Below are 17,031 nucleotides of genomic sequence, written 5' to 3'. Positions count from 1 at the left end.
CGGAACCCGGGTGCGGCGCGATGCGGGAAACCGTACAGGGCGGTAAAGTGCTATCAGTTTGCTAGACCCGGCATCAAGATCACCGAACCAGGGGGGCGCCATGTCCGCAACGCTCGACCACACCACCCGCAAGCCACCCGTCCGCGAGGTCCCCGCCAAGGACATCGGTGGCGGGCTGGCGTTGCTCCTGGGGCTCGTGGGGCTGCTGATCGGCATAGGGCTCGTCGGGCTCGGCGTGCGGTGTGCCAACGACGGGCGGCCCGGGGCGGCCGCCGGGCTGATCGTCGGCGGGGTCCTCGTCGGACTCGGCTCGATCATCGCGATGTGCGGCCTGAACTCCATCGCCCCCGGCGAGACGAAGGTCGTCCAGCTCTTCGGCCGCTACCGCGGCACGATCCGCACCGAAGGGCTGCGCTGGGTCAACCCGTTCACCAGCCGCCGGGCCGTCTCCACGCGGGTGCGCAACCACGAGACGGCCGTGCTGAAGGTGAACGACGCCTACGGCAACCCGATCGAGCTGGCGGCGGTCGTCGTCTGGCAGGTCGAGGACACGGCGCAGGCGGTGTTCGCTGTGGAGGACTTCCAGGAGTTCGTCGCGGTGCAGACCGAGGCGGCCGTGCGGCACATCGCCATCGAGTACCCCTACGACGCGCACGACGACGACGCGCTGTCGCTGCGCGGCAACGCCGAGGAGATCACGGAGAAGCTGGCGATCGAGCTGCACGCGCGGGTCGAGGCGGCCGGCGTGCGCATCGTCGAGTCGCGCTTCACGCACCTCGCGTACGCGCCCGAGATCGCCTCGGCGATGCTCCAGCGGCAGCAGGCGGGCGCGATCGTGGCCGCGCGGCAGCAGATCGTCGAGGGCGCGGTGGGCATGGTCGAGCAGGCGCTGGCGCGCATCAGCGAGCAGGGCATCGTCGAGCTGGACGAGGAGCGGAAGGCGGCCATGGTGAGCAATCTGATGGTGGTGCTGTGCGGCGACCGGGCCGCCCAGCCCGTCCTCAACACCGGCACCCTGTACCAGTGACCGACGATCTTCCCCCGCAAGGACGGCCGCGGCAGCGCAAGCAGGTGCTGCTGCGGCTCGATCCGCTGGTGCACGACGCGCTCGCCCGCTGGGCCGGCGAGGAACTGCGCAGCGCCAACGCCCAGATCGAGTTCCTGCTGCGCAAGGCGCTCGCGGAGGCCGGGCGGCTGCCGAAGGGGGTGGGCGCGATGCGCCGCCCGGGACGCCCCACCAAATCGGGCGAAACAGACTGAAATCCCAACTCAGCACCGCTTTTCGGCCAGCTATGCACCCCCTCTATACATCGCGTGTATACGCCTCATGTACAGTCCCCGGCATGTCAATCGGTCACACGCTTCTCGGCCTGCTGGAGTCCGGCCCCCGCCACGGCTACGACCTCAAGAGGGCCTTCGACGAGCACTTCGGCCAGGACCGTCCCCTCCACTACGGCCAGGTCTACTCGACGATGTCGCGCCTGCTGAAGAACGGCCTGGTGGAGGTCGAGGGCATAGAGCCCGGCGACGGCCCGGACCGCAAGCGCTACGCGATCACCGACGCCGGGGTCACCGACGTCGGCCGGTGGCTGGGGCGGCCCGAGAAGCCGGAGCCGTACCTCCAGTCCACCCTCTACACCAAGGTCGTCCTCGCCCTGCTGACCGGGCGCAGCGCGGAGGGCCTGCTGGACGCGCAGCGGTCCGAGCACCTGCGGATGATGCGCGGGCTGACCGAGCGCAAGCGCGGCGGCGACCTGGCGGACCAGCTGATCTGCGACCACGCGCTGTTCCACCTGGAGGCGGACCTGCGGTGGCTGGAACTGACCGCCGCCCGGCTGGACCAGCTCGCGAAGGCGGTGGGCGCGTGATACCCGCCGGTTCGCTGCTGAGCGGTGTGGGGCTGAGGAAGTCCTACGGGCAGACCCGTGCCCTGGACGGCGCGGACTTCTCGATCCACCCGGGCGAGGTCGTCGCCGTGATGGGCCCCTCCGGCTCCGGCAAGTCGACCCTGCTGCACTGCCTGGCCGGCATCGTGCCGGTGGACGAGGGGCGGGTGACGTACGACGGCCGTTCGCTGTCGGACATGTCGGACGCCGAGCGGAGTGCGCTGCGGCGCGGCGAGTTCGGGTTCATCTTCCAGTTCGGGCAGCTCGTCCCGGAGTTGACGTGTCTGGAGAACGCGGCGCTGCCGCTGCGGCTGACCGGTCTGCGCCGCAAGGAGGCCGAGGCGCAGGCGCTGCACTGGCTGGAGCGGCTGGAGGTCGCCGACGTCCGGCACCACCGGCCCGGCCAGATCTCCGGCGGCCAGGGCCAGCGCGTGGCCGTGGCCCGCGCCCTGGTCACCTCGCCGCGCGTGGTCTTCGCCGACGAGCCGACCGGCGCGCTGGACTCGCTCAACGGCGAGCGCGTGATGCAGTTGCTGACCGAGGCGGCCCGGGAGACCCACGCTGCCGTCGTCCTGGTCACCCACGAGGCGCGGGTCGCCGCGTACTCGGACCGGGAGGTCGTCGTCCGCGACGGGCGGGCCCGGGACATGGCGGGCATTCTGTGACGGACACGCACGTTGACGAGCGGCCGGGGATCCTCCGCCCGTACCCCACCGGGCCCGCCGGCCCCCGGGGCTGGCTCCGCGACCTCCTGCTCGGCGCCCGTTACGCGGTCTCCGGCGGCCGGGACGGCTGGGTGCGCACCGCGCTGACGGCCACCGGCGTCGGGCTCGGCGTCGCGCTGCTGATGATCGCCGCGTCGGTGCCGTCGATGATGGAGAAGCGGCACACGCGGGAGACGGCGCGCTCGGTCGGCATCACGGGCGAGTTCCGCAACCCCCACGAGAAGGACGCGCCGCGCGGCAGCGACACGCTGCTCTACCAGGAGGCGACCACCGACTACCACGACCGCCGCATCACCGGCGGGCTGCTGCGCCCGGACGGGCCCGGCGCCCCGCTGCCGCCCGGTGTCGAACGGATGCCGCGCGCGGGCGAGTTGGTGGTGTCCCCGGCGCTCGGCCGGCTGCTCTCGTCCGACGGGGACAAGCTGCTGCGCGACCGCTTCTCGGCCTACCGGAAGATCGGCACCATCGGTGACGCGGGGCTCATCGGCCCCAGCGAGCTCTTCTACTACGCGGGGGACGACGGCCGCATCTCGCCCGCGACGGGGGCCAGGCGCATCGACCGGTTCGGCCACGACGAGGACGACATCCCGATCGATCCGGTGCTCGTCGTCCTCACCATCATGGTGTGCGTGGTGCTGCTGACGCCGGTCGGCGTCTTCATCGCCACGTCCGTCCGCTTCGGCGGCGAGCGCCGCGACCGCCGGCTGGCGGCGCTGCGGCTGATGGGCGCGGACCTCGGGATGATCCGCCGCATCGCGGTGGGCGAGGCGCTGGGCGGCTCGGCGATCGGACTGGCGCTGGGGGCCGTCCTCTTCCTGTTCCTGCGGGAGAACGCGCGGGACGTGGCCATCCGCGGGACGAGCGTCTTCCCCTCGGACATCATCCCCTCCCCCGCCCTGACCGCCCTGATCCTCCTCGCCGTCCCGGCGTGCGCGGTCGTCGTGACGCTGTTCGCGCTGCGCGGCGTCGCGGTCGAGCCGCTGGGCGTCGTGCGCCACGCGGTGGCGCGCCGGCGCCGGCTGTGGTGACGGCTGCTGGTGCCGGCGGCGGGCGCCGGGCTGCTGTTCACGGTGGACGGGCGGGGCGCGGGGATCCACGACGACGCGCTCACCACGTACCAGGTGGCCACGGGCGCGGTGCTGCTGCTGATCGGGGTCACGGCGCTGCTGCCCTGGCTGGTCGAGGCGTTCGTCGCCCGCTTCCGGGGCGGCCCGCTGCCGTGGCAACTGGCCGTGCGGCGGCTCCAGTTGCACAGCGGTCCGGCGGCCCGCGCGGTGAGCGGCGTGGCCGTCGCGGTGGCGGGGGCGATCGCGGTGCAGATGCTCTTCGCGGGCGTGCGGGGCGACTACGAGAAGGAGCCGGCGGACACGCCCTCGCACTCGCAGCTCCAGGCGTCGTACACCCTCAAGTCGGCGGCGGAGGTGCACGGTTACGCGGAGCGGGTGCGGGCCACGCCGGGCGTGCGGTCGGCGGTCGGCTACGTGGACCGCTACATCGAGAAGGAGGGCGAGCGGGACAAGGTCAGCAGCCTCACCATCGCGGACTGCGTGAGCCTGCGCCGGCTCGCCGAGCTGGACTCGTGCAAGGACGGCGACGTCTTCGTGGGCCGGTCCGACGAGGAGAACCACCAGAAGTCCTTCGCCGCCGGCACGCGGATCGTCGTGGACCCGTACGACACGGGCGACGCCCGGAAGCGCACGTTCCGGTGGACCGTCCCGTCGTCGGCGCGCACGGTGCGCACCCACGCGGACCCGGCGGGCGAGCACCACGACGGCATCCTGGTCACCCCGTCGGTGCTGGACGCCCGGATCATCCCGGACGTCCGCACCCGGCTGACCGTCAAGACCGAGCCCGGCGACCTCGACGCCATCGAGCGGGTCCGCAACACGCTGGCCCACATCGATCCGGCGGTGCGGGTGTGGCGCCTGGGCGGTGTGGAGAAGGACGAGAACTACGCGGTCATCGAACGCGGCCTGCTGACCGGCGCCGTGGGCACCCTCGCCCTCATCGGCGGCACGATGCTCGTCGCCGCCCTGGAGCAACTCCGCGAGCGCCGGCGCCTGTTGGCCGTCCTGGTCGCCTACGGGACCAGGCGCCGCACCCTGGCCTGGTCCGTCTTCTGGCAGACCGCCGTGCCCGTCCTGCTCGGCATGGCCCTCGCGGTCGCCGGCGGCCTGGCCCTGGGCTGGACCATCCTCCGCGTCGTGGACGCCCGGGTGCGGGACTGGTGGGCCTTCTGGCCCCTGACCGGCGCGGGCGCCGGCGTCGTCATCGCGGTGACCCTGGCCAGCCTGCCCCCGCTGCTGAAGATGATGCGGCCGGAGGGGCTGCGGACGGAGTAGCGCGGGCCGGCCCCTCCCACCACGCGCGGCGGGAGGGGCCGACACCCGCGCGGGCCCGGCCCCGTCGACGCCCTCCTGCGGCTCAAGCCGGCGGGCTGACGCCTCGGCCCGCGATCCGCACCGGCAGCCCGCGCAGCGCCGAGCGCAACGCCTCCGCCAGCTCCTCGAACTCCCCCTGCCGCGCGGCGCCCGAGCGCATCACGAGGGCGATGCGGCGGGAGGGCGCGGGCGCGGCGAAGCGGGCGGTGGCGAGGCCGACGGCGCGGGTGGCCTCGACGTCCACGGCCGTGGCGGGCAGGAGGGTGACGCCCAGCCCGCCGCCGACGAGCTGGACCAGGGTGGACAGACCGGCGGCGCCGGCGTTGACGGGGCCGCCGGCGCGGCCGGCCTCGCGGCAGACGTCGAGGGCCTGGTCGCGCAGGCAGTGGCCCTCGTCCAGGAGCAGCAGGTCGAGGTCGCGCAGCACCTCGCGCGGGAGGTCGGCGCGGCCCGCGAGGGGGTGGTCGCGGGGGGTGACGAGGACGAAGTCCTCGTCGAAGAGGGGGAGTTCGGCGAGGCCGGGCGCGCCCGCCGGGACGGCGAGGAGCAGCAGGTCCAGGCGGCCGGACGTGATGCCGTCCAGCAGGGAGAACGTCTGCTCCTCGTGGACCCGGAGGTCGAGGTCCGGATAGGCGTCGTGGACGAGGCGGAGGACGGCGGGCAGGAGATAGGGCGCGACGGTGGGGATCACGCCGAGGCGCAGGACGCCGGTGAAGGGGGCCCGGGCCGCCTCGGCCTCCTCCATTAACGCGCCGACGGCGTCGAGCACGGTCCGGGCGCGGGCCGCGAGCCGTTCACCCGCCGGGCTGAGCAGCACCTTGCGGGTCGTACGCTCGAAGAGCTGAATCCCCAGGGCCTCCTCCAGCGCGGCGACGGCCCCCGAGAGCGCGGGCTGGCTCATGGAGATCGCGGCGGCCGCGTCCCGGAAGTGCAGGTGCTCGGCGACGGCGGCGAACGCCCTCAGCTGGGCCAGACTGGGCTGGCGCGGCCTCGGCGAGGGCGGGGAGGGTGATTTCAGGCCACCCGTACGCGGGGGCGCAGGCTCCGGAATGGCGCCTTCCGTGACCATGGACACCTCCATCGATAAACGACACCAATCAACACCACACAGTGTAGCTATTTCCGCTATCAATCCTCCCTATGGCAGGCTGTTGCCAGTCCAACCCCCAGAAAGTCCACGAACAGGGACTTTCTTCGCTGTGAGGAGAGCGCGTGCTCACTGTCGGTGACAAGTTCCCCGAGTTCGACCTGACCGCCTGTGTGGACCTCGACGCGGAGAAGGCCTTCGCTCAGATCGACCACAAGACCTACGAGGGCAAGTGGAAGGTCGTCTTCTTCTGGCCGAAGGACTTCACCTTCGTCTGCCCGACCGAGATCGCCGCGTTCGGCAAGCTGAACGACGAGTTCGCCGACCGTGACGCCCAGATCCTCGGCGTCTCCGGCGACTCGGAGTTCGTCCACCACGCCTGGCGCAAGGACCACAAGGACCTGCGCGACCTGCCCTTCCCGATGCTGGCCGACGCCAAGCACGAGCTCATGCGCGCCTGCGGCGTCGAGGGCGAGGACGGCTACGCGCAGCGCGCCGTGTTCGTCGTGGACCCGAACAACGAGATCCAGTTCGTCATGGTGACCGCCGGCTCCGTCGGCCGTAACCCCAAGGAGGTCCTGCGGGTCCTCGACGCCCTCCAGACGGACGAGCTGTGCCCCTGCAACTGGAACAAGGGCGAGGAGACCCTCGACGCGGTCAAGCTCCTCGCGGGCGAGTGAGCTGATCCACCATGGCGCTCGATGAACTGAAGTCCGCGATACCGGACTACGCCAAGGACCTCAAGCTCAACCTGGGCTCGGTCATCGGCAACTCCGACCTGCCGCAGCAGCAGCTGTGGGGCACCGTGCTGTCCTGCGCGATCGCGACCCGCTCGCCGATCGTGCTGCGCGAGCTGGAGCCCGAGGCGAAGGCGAACCTCTCCCCCGAGGCGTACACCGCCGCCAAGGCCGCCGCCGCGATCATGGCGATGAACAACGTCTACTACCGGACCCGGCACCTGCTGTCGGACCCGGAGTACGGCACGATGCGCGCGGGCCTGCGGATGAACGTCATCGGCAACCCGGGCGTGGAGAAGGCCGACTTCGAGCTGTGGTCGCTGGCCGTCTCGGCCATCAACGGCTGCGGCATGTGCCTCGACTCGCACGAGCAGGTGCTGCGCAAGGCCGGTGTGGACCGCGAGACGATCCAGGAGGCCTTCAAGATCGCCGCGGTGCTGCAGGCGGTCGGCGCGACCCTCGACGCCGAGGCCGTGCTGGCTGCCTGACCGGCACCCGCACCCGCGTGAACGACGGCGGCCCGTCGGTCTGTTGATCAACAGGCCGACGGGCCGCCGTCGTTCGTCCTGCGGCTACCGGACCCGCTCGCCCGGGACCTCGCCCCGGCCGTACGCCCGCAGATAGCCGACCACCGTGTTGGTCACCGCGACCAGCGGCACCGCCACGACCGCGCCGCCGATGCCCGCGACCATGCCGCCCGCCGCCACCGACAGGACGACCGCCAGCGGGTGCACCCGCACGGCGCGGCCGAGGATGAACGGCTGGAGCACGTGCCCCTCGATCTGCTGCACGGCGAGCACGACCACCAGCGCCATCGCGGCGGTGAACGGGCCCTGCGTCACCAGGGCGACCACCACGGCCAGCGCCCCGGAGATCACCGCGCCGACCAGCGGGATGAAGGCGAAGAGGAAGATGAAGACGGCCAGCGGCACGGCCATCGGCACCTTCAGGAAGTACAGCCCGATACCGATGCAGATCGCGTCGATCATCGCCACGATCACCGTGCCGCGCACATAGGCGGTGAGGGTCGCCCACGCGCGCGGCCCCGCGCCCGCCACCCCCTCGCGCGCCGCGCTCGGCACGAGCTTGAGCACCCAGCGCCAGATCTTCGGCCCGTCGTAGAGCAGGAAGAGCGTGGTGAACATCGCCAGGACGATGCCGGTCAGGGTCTCGATGATGACCTGGACGCCCTCTATGCCGGCCGAGGTGATCTCCTCCGTGTTGGACCGGAGGGCGTGGGTGAGGTTGTCCGTGACGTTGTCGATCTGCTCCTGAGTGACGTGGAACGGGCTGGTACGCAGCCATTCCTTGAGGTCGCGGAGGCCCTGTTCGAGCTGGCGGGACAGGTTGTCGGTGTTGTCCATGACCTGCCACACCACGAACCAGCCGATCAGCCCCATGACGACGAAGCCGGAGATGAACGTCAGGGCCGTGGCCAGCCCCCGGTGGACGCCCCGCCGTTTGAGCGCGGCGACGGTCGGCTGGAGCAGGGCCGTGATGAGCAGGCCCGCGACGAAGGCGAGCACCACCAGCTGTACCGCGCTGATCACACGCATCAGCACCCACAGCGTTCCCGCCAGCACCAGCAGCCGCCAGCCCGCCTCGGCCGCGACGCGCACGCCCCACGGGACGGCGGCGACCGGGTCGGGCCGCGGCGGTGCGTGCGGGGGCACGGGTGCGGACGCGGCGGCGGGGGGTCCGGACGGCTCGTCCGCCCCGGACGGCGGGCCGGCCGGGGGCGCCGGCTCCTCGGGCGCGGCGGGGCTCGGCGCGGTGTGCTCGCCGGGGGCCGGCCGCGCCCAGTCGGGCAGGGCGTCCTCCGCCTCGGTGCGCGCCCTGCGCTCGTCGAGGCGCCGGGAGAGCCGCGTCAGGCCCGCGCCCACGGCATCGAGCCAATGTGGCAATCTGGACATTTCTCTTCCTCTACCCCCACAGCCCCCGCGGTCGTCCTCGATGAACCGTACCCGGGCCGGGCCGTTCGAGGTCGAAAGGATTCCCGGGGGAGGACAGCGGAAAGCCCCCGACGGTTGCGTCGGGGGCTTCGCCGGGAGCGCGGAAGACGCTCAGTACCAGTTGTTGGCCTGCCAGAACGACCAGGCGCCGCAGGGGCTGTGGTAGCGCTCGTTCATGTAGCTGAGGCCCCACTTGATCTGGGTGGCGGGGTTGGTGCGCCAGTCGGAACCGGCGGACTCCATCTTCGTGCCGGGCAGCGCCTGGACGAGGCCGTAGGCACCGGAGGAGGCGTTGGTCGCCGTGTAGTCCCAGCTGCTCTCGTTGTTCACGATGTTGCTGAAGCACTGGAACTGGTCGGCCGGCACGATCTGCCGGGCCATGGCCTGTATCTCGGCGACGGAGTAGGAGCCCTTGACGGGGAAGTCGGCGTCGGCGCGGGCGGCGGAGCGGCTCGCGACCTCTTCCTTCTTCTCCCGCTCGGCCTCGGCCTTCTTCCTGGCCTCCTCCTCGGCCTCCTTCTTCTTCGCCTCCTCCACCGCCTCCTTCTTGGCGGTGGCGTCCTCGGCGGCCTGCTTGCGCGCGGCCTCCCGGGCCTCCTTGGTGGCGGCCGTCTGGGCCACGCCGGTCTGCGTGTCCGCCTGCTGGGTCAGCGAGGCGGTCTGCACCTGGACGTTGTGCCCGGAGGGGAGGTCCGCGAGGAGTGTCGTGTCGGCGGCGGCCGCCTCGACTCCGTGAGGGGTCCTGCCCCGTTCGTCGCCCTGGGCGACACCCACGACGGCGCCGACGGTGGTGACCGCGGTGGCGGAGGCCACGGCGAATCCCCGGACGGAGATCCGGCTCACACGCATTCCTTCCAGCATCGCCCGCGCAAGGTGACCTCGCGGACGCGATCGCGCCCCTCGCACTGGCCTCCGCTTGCTCCGGACCCGCGGAGCGGGACCGGCCGGTCACCGGAGGCACGGGCCCGGGCGGGGCCTCCGGAGAGGAGGTCCGCACGATACGCGGGCGGCATACGGCAGCGCTGTGGAGTTGGTGGTACCGCACGCCCCCGGAGGAGCAAGTGCCGTATGCGGGGCCTGACAGGACCCAGACTCTGCCCCAACCCGACGCCCGGAGGCAATTCCGCGTTGCGTGGGAAAGGTCACATCCCGTTTACCCGACAGGATTTCCGGAAAAAGCGGCGACCACGACGGCGCGCGGCTAAGCTCCCTCGCTTTGCCACGCGCCCTGTTGGCCGTACGCCGTGCCGTCAGATGCGGCCGTCCTCCAGCATCTCGGTCACCAGCGCCGCGACCGGCGAACGCTCCGAACGCGTCAGCGTCACATGGGAGAAGAGCGGATGGCCCTTCAGCTTCTCCACCACGGCGACGACCCCGTCGTAGCGGCCCACCCGCAGGTTGTCGCGCTGCGCCACGTCATGGGTCAGCACCACCCGCGAGTTGGCGCCGATCCGCGACAGCACCGTGAGAAGAACGTTTCGTTCCAGCGACTGGGCCTCGTCGACGATCACGAACGCGTCGTGCAGCGACCGCCCGCGGATGTGGGTGAGCGGCAGCACCTCCAGCATGCCGCGCCCGACGACCTCCTCGATCACCTCCGCCGTCGTCACCGCCGACAGGGTGTCGAAGACCGCCTGGGCCCACGGGCTCATCTTCTCCGCCTCGCTGCCCGGCAGGTACCCCAACTCCTGCCCGCCCACGGCGTACAACGGCCGGAACACCATCACCTTGCGGTGCTGCCGGCGCTCCAGCACCGCCTCCAGCCCCGCGCACAGCGCCAGCGCCGACTTGCCCGTACCGGCCCGGCCGCCCATCGAGACGATGCCGACCTCCGGGTCCAGCAGCAGATCCAGCGCGATGCGCTGCTCGGCGCTGCGCCCGTGGATGCCGAACGCCTCGCGGTCGCCGCGCACCAGCCGCACCGTGCCGTCCGCCGCCACCCGGCCCAGTGCCTTGCCGCGCTCGGACTGGAGCACCAGACCCGTGTGCACGGGCAGTTCGGCCGCCTCCGGCACGAAGGTCCGTTCGGCCGCGAACAGTTCGTCCACCTGGTCGGCGGTGACGGTCAGCTCCGCCATCCCCGTCCAGCCGGAGTCCGTGACGGCCCACTCGGCGCGGTACTCCTCGGCGGCCAGCCCCACCGACGACGCCTTGATGCGCAGCGGCAGGTCCTTGGAGACGACCGTGACGTCGTAGCCCTCGGCCTGGAGGTTGCGGGCGACCGCGAGGATGCGCGAGTCGTTGTCCCCCAGGCGGAAGCCGACGGGGAGTATGCCCGGGTCCGAGTGGTTCAGCTCGACCCGCAGGCTGCCGCCGAGCTCCCCGATGGGGATCGGCGCGTCCAGCCGGCCGTACTGCACCCGGTACTCGTCCAGCAGGCGCAGCGCCTTGCGGGCGAAGTAACCGAGCTCCGGGTGATGCCTCTTGGCCTCCAACTCCGTGACCACGACGACGGGCAGCACGACCTCGTGCTCCTCGAAGCGGCACATCGCGCCTGGATCCGCCAGCAGGACGCTGGTGTCGAGGACATAGGTGCGCCGGTCGTTCTCACGGCGCTTCTTGCTGGTCACCACGGGTGCACGAACCCCCTCGGGGAGAGGTGTGGACGCGACTGCGTCGCGGGGAAGACCGGGTCACACGCCCTGGGGGCCGGCCGCCGGTCCGCGGCGGCCCGGCCGCGTCACGCACACGACGGACCCCGGGGGGCCGGGCCGCACCGCCCGGCCGTCGCGGGCCTCGTCCGTTGTGCAAAGGGCCTCCCGGGCGGACGGCCCCATGCCGTCCGCTGGCAGAGCGACGGTCATTGGGCCGACCGTCGGCCTGGAGGGGATATTCCCGCCGAAGCGCTTGACCATGCAACGGCATATGCGACGCGCAGGTGAACGAACGATCTCTGTACGGCCCGTGGGCCGCGCCGCCGGGGCGCGCGCACCGGGCAAGTGACCTGCGCACCTGCGCGGCGCGGGCGGTGACGGGGTGTGCGCGGGCTCCGGCGCGGGTGCGGGGCGGAGGCGGCCGGACCGGCGTCCGGCGGGCCGCATCGTCACGCACCGCCCAACTGCCGGGCGGGTGGGCTCAGTAGCCGTAGCGGCGGTGGCGCGCCGCGTAGTCGCGCAGGGCGCGCAGGAAGTCGACCTTGCGGAAGGCCGGCCAGAAGACCTCGCAGAAGTAGTACTCGGAGTGCGCGCTCTGCCAGAGCATGAAGCCGGAGAGCCGCTGTTCGCCGCTGGTGCGGATGATCAGGTCGGGGTCGGGCTGGCCGCGCGTGTAGAGGTGCTTGGTGATGTGGTCGATGTCGACGCGCTCGGCGAGCTCCTCGAAGGTCGAGCCGTTCTCGGCGGCCTCCAGGACCAGCGAGCGGACCGCGTCGGCGATTTCCTGCCGCCCGCCGTAGCCCACCGCGACGTTGACCAGTATCCCCTTGACGCCGAGGGTGTCCTGCTCGGCCTCCTTGAGCACGGTCTGCGTCTCGGGCGGGAGCAGGTCGAGCTGGCCGACGTGGTGGACGCGCCAGCGGCCGTCCGCCGCGAGGCCGCGGACGGTGTTCTCGATGATGCCGAGGAGCGGCTTGAGTTCCTTGGCGGGGCGGTCCAGGTTGTCGGTGGAGAGCAGCCAGAGGGTGACGACCTCGACGTCCGTCTCGTCGCACCAGCCGAGGAGTTCACTGATCTTGTCCGCGCCGGCCTGGTGGCCCTGCTCGGTCGTCCGGCCGTCGGCGCGGGCCCAGCGGCGGTTGCCGTCGAGGATGACGCCGATGTGCTTGGGGACCTGGGCATGGTCGAGGCGGCCTTCCACCCGGCGTGCGTAGAGCCTGTACACCAGGTCGCGCAACTTCACGTTTCCAGCCCCTCCATGCCACTGCGGTTCCCCGCCACATCGCGGTCGCCCGAGGCGGCCACATTACTGCCAGCGTGTCGCGGGAACCCAACTCGGCCTGTCACCGGAGCGTGATAGTCAGTGGCCACATGACCGATTCGCGCTACCTCGCGGCCGAAACGCGCTACGACACCATGGAGTACCGGCGCAGCGGCCGGAGCGGCCTCAAACTGCCCGCCCTCTCCCTGGGACTGTGGCACAACTTCGGGGACGACCGCACCCTCGACTCCCAGCGCGCCATCCTGCGCCGCGCCTTCGACCTGGGCGTCACCCACTTCGATCTGGCCAACAACTACGGCCCGCCGCCCGGTTCCGCCGAACTCAACTTCGGCAAGGTGTTCGCACAGGACTTCCGGCCCTACCGGGACGAACTGGTGCTCTCCACCAAGGCCGGCTATCTGATGCACCCGGGCCCGTACGGGGAGTGGGGCTCGCGCAAGTACCTGCTCTCGTCACTCGACGCCTCGCTGAGGCGCATGGGCGTCGACTACGTGGACATCTTCTACTCGCACCGCTTCGACCCGCACACTCCGCTGGAGGAGACGATGGGCGCGCTCGCGTCCGCCGTCCAGCAGGGCAAGGCGCTCTACGCCGGGGTCTCCTCGTACAGCGCCGAGCAGACCCGGGAGGCGGCCCGGCTGCTGCGCGCCATGGGCGTCCCGGCGCTGATCCACCAGCCCTCCTACTCGATGATCAACCGCTGGACCGAGGACGACGCGCTGCTCGACGCCCTGGAGGAGGAGGGCATGGGCTGCATCGCCTTCGCGCCGCTCGCCCAGGGGCTGCTCACCGACAAGTACCTGCACGGTGTGCCGGAGGGCTCGCGCGCCGCCCAGGGCAAGTCGCTGGACCCCGCGCTGCTCACCGAGGACGTCGTCCGCCGGCTGCGCGGGCTCAACGACATCGCCGCCCGGCGCGGGCAGTCCCTCGCCCAGCTGGCCCTGGTCTGGGTCCTGCGGGACGAGCGCATGACCTCCGCCCTGACCGGGGCGTCGAGCGTGGCCCAGCTGGAGGCCAATGTGGCCGCCCTGGCCGGGCCGGAGCTCTCCAAGGAGGAGCTGGCCGAGATCGACGCGCTGGCCGTGAGCACGGAGGGGGTCAACATCTGGGCGCGCCGGGGCGATTCCTAGCCCGTTCCCGTCCCGTTGCGAACGGATCGGGCTGGGAACCGCAAGGTTCTTGCGCGATACCTGCGCGGAGTCGCACGGATTCCTACGGAGCGTGACATCGCCCCAAGAAAAACGGGCCGGTCCGTGGGGGGGATACGGACCGGCCCGAGGGGGGGTTTCCACCATAACCGGTCGGAGGGGGTACTTCATGCATCGACAAGGGTGACGCGGCGCGCGAAGCTGACTCCCGCCAGGGTTGTTGATCTTGAAATGGGGGCTTCGGGAGGGGTTGCGAAACCCCGCAAAACCGCTTCAGCGCTGGGCCTACAGTGTAGAACCGGCCGGCCGGCCGACACCGCCGGAGGGGCCCTCCGGGATTCGTCGAAAATGTTGCGCAAAGTCATCGCCGACTTGACGCCGATGCTGCTCCGTGACGGTTTCGTCGCTCCCCGCGTCGCACGAACTGCACCGCTCCGATCCCGTCCGGACCGGTCCGGACGGGATCGGACGGGTCCGGCCCGATCCGACCGCTTCCGGCCGGGTTGCGTCCGCCTTCCGGCCGGGTTGCGCCCGCCATCCGGCCGGGTTGCGCCCGCCGTCCGGCCAGGGCCATCCGCGCGAACGCGTCTCACGGGCGTACCGCCCAGCCGCCCGCCAGCACCCCCGCCCAGGCCCCTGCCACCAGGAAGGGGCCCAGGGCCATCGTGGCGCCACGGCCCGCCCGCCGGGTGAGCAGCAGGGTCATTCCGTAGGCCGAGGCGAGGAGCAGTCCCGCGAGGCCGCCGAGTATCAGCACGCCCCAGCCGTACCAGCCGAGGATCAGGCCCAGCCCCAGTGCGAGCTTCACGTCCCCGAAGCCCATGCCGGCCGGGTGGGCCAGGAAGAGCAGGAGGTAGGCGCCGCCGAGGGCCGCGCCGCCCAGCAGGGCCCCCGGCCAGGAGCCCGCCGCCCCCGGCAGCGCCGCCGCCGCGCCCAGCAGAGCCGCCGCCCCGGCCGCGAGCGGGAGGGTCAGCACGTCGGGCAGCCGGCGCACCGCCCGGTCGACCCCCGCGAGCAGCACGCCCACCGGGGCCGCCAGCAGCCACACCGCCAGCTCCGGGCGCGGCCCGACCGCCGCCGCCGTCCCCGCGCACACCGCCGCCGTGGCGGCGGCCGGCCACAGCGCGCCCGGCCCGTACCTCCCCCCGCACACCCCGCACCGCGCCCGGCCCGCCCAGCCGCCGAGGGCGTGGCCGCACGGCGCCGCCCCGCGCCACGGCTCCCCCGGCTCGACGGCCAGCCGGTACCGGGCGCGCGGCAGCAACGCGCCCACCAGGGCGCCGTACACGCCGGCCACCAGGGCCGTCACGATCAACCACCAGTCCATGAGCCGAGGTTACGGATCCCCGGGCCGGGCCGCCGGGCCTGTGGACAACCCCCTGTGGACAAGTCGGCGCCGAGGGATAACGTGGTCACCCTCGGGCGACCCGGAAGGCCCCACCATGCGCGACTGGCACGACGGTCACACCCAACTCACGCTCTGCACCGGGGACCTGGCGCCCGTCCCCGTCGAGATCGCCGCCTCGTACCGCGCCCGCACCCGCGGCCTCCTCGGCCGCGACGGGATCGACGGCGCCCTGCTGCTCACCCCGGCGGGTTCCGTGCACACCTTCGGGATGCGCTTCCCGATCGATGTCGCCTACCTGGACCGGGACTTGACCGTCCTCGCCGTGCGCACCATGGCCCCCCACCGCCTCGGCGCGCCCCGCCTGCGCGCGCGCCACGTCCTGGAGGCGGCGGCCGGGGCCATGGCGCGGTGGGGGCTCCGGCCGGGCGTGCGGCTGCGCGTGGGGGCGGGCAGCATCCCCGGAGGGACGGGCTAGCGTCCCCGGGGGCGGCCAGCGTCCCCGCAGGGACGGGCCGGCGTTGCCGGACGGACGGGCTAGCGTCCCCGGACGGACCGTCCGTCCGCGCGCCTCGCCAGGAGCACCCAGCCACCGAGCCCCAGCAGCAACGCCGTTCCGGTGCCGACGCCGGCGTACCCGGCGACGCGCAGCCACCCGCCGTCGCCCTCCGCTCCGGTGGACCGCAGCGGCACCGGGCGCCCCACCGGGACGCGCGGCAGGGCGTCCGCCCCGGCCTCCTTGCGGGCGGGCGCCGTGCCGATGGCCAGCCGCACCGGAACCGGGTCCGGACGGCCGCCCGCCGCCTTCGGGTTGAGGCTCAGCTGGAGGACGTACCAGCCGGGCCGGGCCATCCCGCGCTCGGCCTCCCCGCCGCGCAGGGCGCCCGGCCCGCCGGCCGGCGGGGTGGCGAGGACGACGGCCGCGGCGTCGCCGCCGTACCCGCCGGTCCGGTTCATCACGTGGCCGCGGGCCGCGTCGCTCAGGCCCAGCCGCACCCCGTTGGCGACGTAGGGACCGGGCGCGCTCCCGAACACCGCCTTCGCGAAGAGCTGGTGGCCGGCCGGGACGGCGACCCGGTAGAAGCGGGTCTCCCCGGGCCGGATCCGGTCCCGCCACGTACCGCCGTCCACCCGGGCCGCGTCGTCGAATCCCCGCCCGCCGGCGACCTCCCGGACCGGGCCGGCCGGCGCGGACGGCGGCTGCGAACTCCAGCCGCCGGGGCCGGGATCGGGCGCCGGCGAGCCGGTGGCGGCCGGGTGGCCGGTCGTGTACCGCAGCTCCACCGGCAGCGGCGACGCGTCACCGCCGTCGGCGTCCCCGCGCGCCACGACGAACCGGTAGGTACCGGCCGCCCCGCACGCACCGCCCGTACCGGCGAGGCGTTCCGTGTGGTCGGCGAGCGGGTACGCGCCGCCCTCCGACAGGAACGAGCGGTGCCGCGCCGGGCCGCACGGCGTGCCGTCGGCGGCGCGCAGCGACAGGTCGATCCCGTCGCGCAGCCCCGGCGTGGCGCCGGGCCGGGGCAGGGCCACCGCCGAGACGTACGCGTCCGAGCCCGCGTCCAGCCGTACGCGGTAGGACTTGTGCTCGCCGGGCGCGAGGGTGTCCGTATAGGTCCGTTCGGCGCCCGGCTCCAGCAGCGGACCGTCCGCGCCCTCCGGCGCGCCGCGCACCGCGCGGGCGCCCGGGGACGTGCCGTGCGCCGCCGGCGGGCCCGCGTCGCCGTCGGCCCGCGCCGGGGGTGCCGCGGCCGTCACGGTCAGCGCCCCGAGGGCCGCCATCGTCCGCAGTGCCGCCCTGCCGCCGTTCACCCACCGTCCCCCTCACCCGCCACCGTGACCCCGGAGGGCCATCCTGCCGCGCGGGGCGGGGAGTTCGCGAGGGACACGACGC

At 73.0% G+C, this 17,031-nt stretch carries 17 protein-coding genes; 10 read left to right on the top strand and 7 right to left on the bottom strand.

Annotation, left to right across the window (positions count from 1 at the left end; all coding sequences use genetic code 11):
• Positions 1-100 precede the first annotated feature (100 nt).
• The 6 genes from AC230_RS15315 to AC230_RS34515 all read left to right on the top strand — a co-directional run bounded on the left by AC230_RS15315 (position 101) and on the right by AC230_RS34515 (position 4,953).
• Positions 101-1,027 carry an SPFH domain-containing protein gene (locus tag AC230_RS15315; RefSeq protein ID WP_049716724.1) on the top strand — a complete coding sequence of 309 codons (927 nt, stop codon included), beginning with the start codon at positions 101-103 and terminating at the stop codon, positions 1,025-1,027.
• Positions 1,024-1,260, top strand: a complete 237-nt coding sequence (locus tag AC230_RS15310) for a type II toxin-antitoxin system antitoxin (protein ID WP_049716723.1) — start codon at positions 1,024-1,026, stop codon at positions 1,258-1,260. The genes AC230_RS15315 and AC230_RS15310 overlap by 4 nt, the downstream gene beginning before the upstream one ends.
• A gap of 83 nt (positions 1,261-1,343) precedes the next feature.
• Positions 1,344-1,868, top strand: coding sequence for a PadR family transcriptional regulator (locus AC230_RS15305; RefSeq protein ID WP_049716722.1), 525 nt, complete (start codon positions 1,344-1,346; stop codon positions 1,866-1,868).
• Positions 1,865-2,551: an ABC transporter ATP-binding protein gene (locus tag AC230_RS15300; RefSeq protein WP_049716721.1), complete on the top strand. Its 687-nt coding sequence runs from the start codon at positions 1,865-1,867 to the stop codon at positions 2,549-2,551. The genes AC230_RS15305 and AC230_RS15300 overlap by 4 nt, the downstream gene beginning before the upstream one ends.
• Positions 2,548-3,639 carry an FtsX-like permease family protein gene (locus AC230_RS34520; protein WP_338399799.1) on the top strand — a complete coding sequence of 364 codons (1,092 nt, stop codon included), beginning with the start codon at positions 2,548-2,550 and terminating at the stop codon, positions 3,637-3,639. Before AC230_RS15300 ends, AC230_RS34520 begins: the two co-directional genes overlap by 4 nt.
• 9 nt (positions 3,640-3,648) lie before the next feature.
• Positions 3,649-4,953: an FtsX-like permease family protein gene (locus tag AC230_RS34515; protein WP_338399798.1), complete on the top strand. Its 1,305-nt coding sequence runs from the start codon at positions 3,649-3,651 to the stop codon at positions 4,951-4,953.
• Between the two features lie 82 nt (positions 4,954-5,035).
• Here the strand turns inward: AC230_RS34515 and AC230_RS15290 are convergent, their stop codons facing one another.
• Positions 5,036-6,061, bottom strand: a complete 1,026-nt coding sequence (locus AC230_RS15290) for a LysR substrate-binding domain-containing protein (protein WP_078871267.1) — start codon at positions 6,059-6,061, stop codon at positions 5,036-5,038.
• Between the two features lie 143 nt (positions 6,062-6,204).
• Between AC230_RS15290 and AC230_RS15285 the strand changes: the two genes are divergently transcribed.
• Positions 6,205-6,759 carry a peroxiredoxin gene (locus AC230_RS15285; RefSeq protein WP_049716720.1) on the top strand — a complete coding sequence of 185 codons (555 nt, stop codon included), beginning with the start codon at positions 6,205-6,207 and terminating at the stop codon, positions 6,757-6,759.
• Positions 6,760-6,770: 11 nt separating this feature from the next.
• Positions 6,771-7,304 (top strand): alkyl hydroperoxide reductase, encoded by a 534-nt coding sequence (locus tag AC230_RS15280; RefSeq protein WP_049716719.1) that lies wholly within the window; start codon positions 6,771-6,773, stop codon positions 7,302-7,304.
• A gap of 84 nt (positions 7,305-7,388) precedes the next feature.
• Here the strand turns inward: AC230_RS15280 and AC230_RS15275 are convergent, their stop codons facing one another.
• From AC230_RS15275 to AC230_RS15260, 4 genes are all read right to left on the bottom strand, one after another.
• Positions 7,389-8,729, bottom strand: a complete 1,341-nt coding sequence (locus tag AC230_RS15275) for an AI-2E family transporter (protein WP_049716718.1) — start codon at positions 8,727-8,729, stop codon at positions 7,389-7,391.
• A 150-nt stretch (positions 8,730-8,879) separates the two neighbouring features.
• Positions 8,880-9,611 carry an aggregation-promoting factor C-terminal-like domain-containing protein gene (locus tag AC230_RS15270; protein WP_049716717.1) on the bottom strand — a complete coding sequence of 244 codons (732 nt, stop codon included), beginning with the start codon at positions 9,609-9,611 and terminating at the stop codon, positions 8,880-8,882.
• Between the two features lie 407 nt (positions 9,612-10,018).
• Entirely contained in the window at positions 10,019-11,341 is a 1,323-nt protein-coding gene (locus AC230_RS15265; RefSeq protein ID WP_049716716.1) for a PhoH family protein, read from the bottom strand.
• Between the two features lie 502 nt (positions 11,342-11,843).
• Positions 11,844-12,605: an isoprenyl transferase gene (locus tag AC230_RS15260; RefSeq protein ID WP_049716715.1), complete on the bottom strand. Its 762-nt coding sequence runs from the start codon at positions 12,603-12,605 to the stop codon at positions 11,844-11,846.
• A 128-nt stretch (positions 12,606-12,733) separates the two neighbouring features.
• On the opposite strand from AC230_RS15260, the gene mgrA reads away from it, so the two are divergent.
• Positions 12,734-13,774, top strand: coding sequence for an L-glyceraldehyde 3-phosphate reductase (gene mgrA, locus AC230_RS15255; RefSeq protein ID WP_049716714.1), 1,041 nt, complete (start codon positions 12,734-12,736; stop codon positions 13,772-13,774).
• Positions 13,775-14,381: 607 nt separating this feature from the next.
• Here mgrA and AC230_RS15250 read toward each other — a convergent pair.
• Positions 14,382-15,119: a prepilin peptidase gene (locus tag AC230_RS15250; RefSeq protein WP_049716713.1), complete on the bottom strand. Its 738-nt coding sequence runs from the start codon at positions 15,117-15,119 to the stop codon at positions 14,382-14,384.
• A gap of 115 nt (positions 15,120-15,234) precedes the next feature.
• Here AC230_RS15250 and AC230_RS15245 point away from each other — a divergent pair, with 115 nt between their 5' ends.
• Positions 15,235-15,615, top strand: a complete 381-nt coding sequence (locus AC230_RS15245) for a DUF192 domain-containing protein (RefSeq protein ID WP_049716712.1) — start codon at positions 15,235-15,237, stop codon at positions 15,613-15,615.
• 59 nt (positions 15,616-15,674) lie between these two features.
• Here the strand turns inward: AC230_RS15245 and AC230_RS15240 are convergent, their stop codons facing one another.
• A complete protein-coding gene (locus AC230_RS15240; RefSeq protein WP_049716711.1) occupies positions 15,675-16,949 on the bottom strand; it encodes a hypothetical protein in 1,275 nt (424 codons plus the stop codon).
• Positions 16,950-17,031 lie beyond the last annotated feature (82 nt).

This window comes from Streptomyces caatingaensis, from assembly GCF_001187435.1.
In the GTDB taxonomy this organism is placed as follows: domain Bacteria; phylum Actinomycetota; class Actinomycetes; order Streptomycetales; family Streptomycetaceae; genus Streptomyces; species Streptomyces caatingaensis.
Note: the sequence above shows the minus strand (reverse complement) of the source record. Positions and strands in the feature narration are given on the sequence as shown.